Source organism: Deinococcus aerophilus (assembly GCF_014647075.1).
GTDB classification, from domain to species: domain Bacteria; phylum Deinococcota; class Deinococci; order Deinococcales; family Deinococcaceae; genus Deinococcus; species Deinococcus aerophilus.
In genome coordinates this window covers 1-737 of sequence record NZ_BMOM01000086.1, presented here as the reverse complement: position 1 = coordinate 737, position 737 = coordinate 1, and the positions used below count along the sequence as shown (strand labels likewise).

The 737-nt window shown below is 63.4% G+C and carries 2 protein-coding genes; both read left to right on the top strand.

Going from position 1 to position 737, the window contains the following annotated elements:
• Window positions 1-119: 119 nt before the first annotated feature.
• Window positions 120-362: an SHOCT domain-containing protein gene (locus tag IEY21_RS16690; protein ID WP_188905465.1), complete on the top strand. Its 243-nt coding sequence runs from the start codon at window positions 120-122 to the stop codon at window positions 360-362.
• The gene (locus tag IEY21_RS16685) at window positions 346-723 is read left to right on the top strand and encodes a hypothetical protein (RefSeq protein ID WP_188905464.1); all 378 of its coding nucleotides are present in this window, start codon (window positions 346-348) and stop codon (window positions 721-723) included. The genes IEY21_RS16690 and IEY21_RS16685 overlap by 17 nt, the downstream gene beginning before the upstream one ends.
• The last annotated feature ends 14 nt before the right edge of the window (window positions 724-737 follow it).

Sequence of the window (737 nt, the reverse complement as noted above, 5' to 3'; positions counted from 1 at the left end):
GGTGGCATTTTCGGTTGTCACAAACAGAAAGTGTCCCCTACCGGGGACGCTTTCTCATACTTTGTGTCAGGCCGTCAGGGGCCTGTACTCAACGGCTTGCCCACAGGGGGGCGATCACCATGATGGATTATGGATACGGCTACGGCATGGGCGCTGGGGTGTTCGGTTGGATCGGGATGGCGCTGTTCCTGGGTCTTCTGATTCTCGGAGTGGTGCTCCTGGTCCGTGCCCTGAGCCATCAGACCCGTACAAGCAACCAGCCTCCGCACGACCGAGCCCTGGGCATTGCACGGGAACGGTACGCACGCGGCGAACTGACCAAGGAACAATACGAGCAACTCCAGCGTGACCTGGATGCCTAGGGCAAGTGGCGGCAGGCTGCTGTGGCTGGGGGCTCTACTGGTGGGGGTGGGCCTGCTGGGGCTGATCCTGCTGATGCCCTCTGCGCTGCGTTCAGGCTGGGGCAGCACGGGTGGTATGTCGGGCCACATGGCCGGCCCACTGCCCGCTGCGGCGCGCCCCCTGCCCGACGCCGAATTGCGCCGTCGGCTGGACATCTTCGCAGCGCAGTGGCGGCCTGCTGCGACGGTGAGCGAGGTCATGCCGTTTGCAGATCATACGTACGCCGTGCTGCTCGACCCGGTCACTGGACAGGGCCTAGGGTGTGTCCGCAAACCCTGGAGGCAGTGTAAAAATGACGTGTGGTTCGGCGTTACGAGTTGACCGATGAGCAGTGG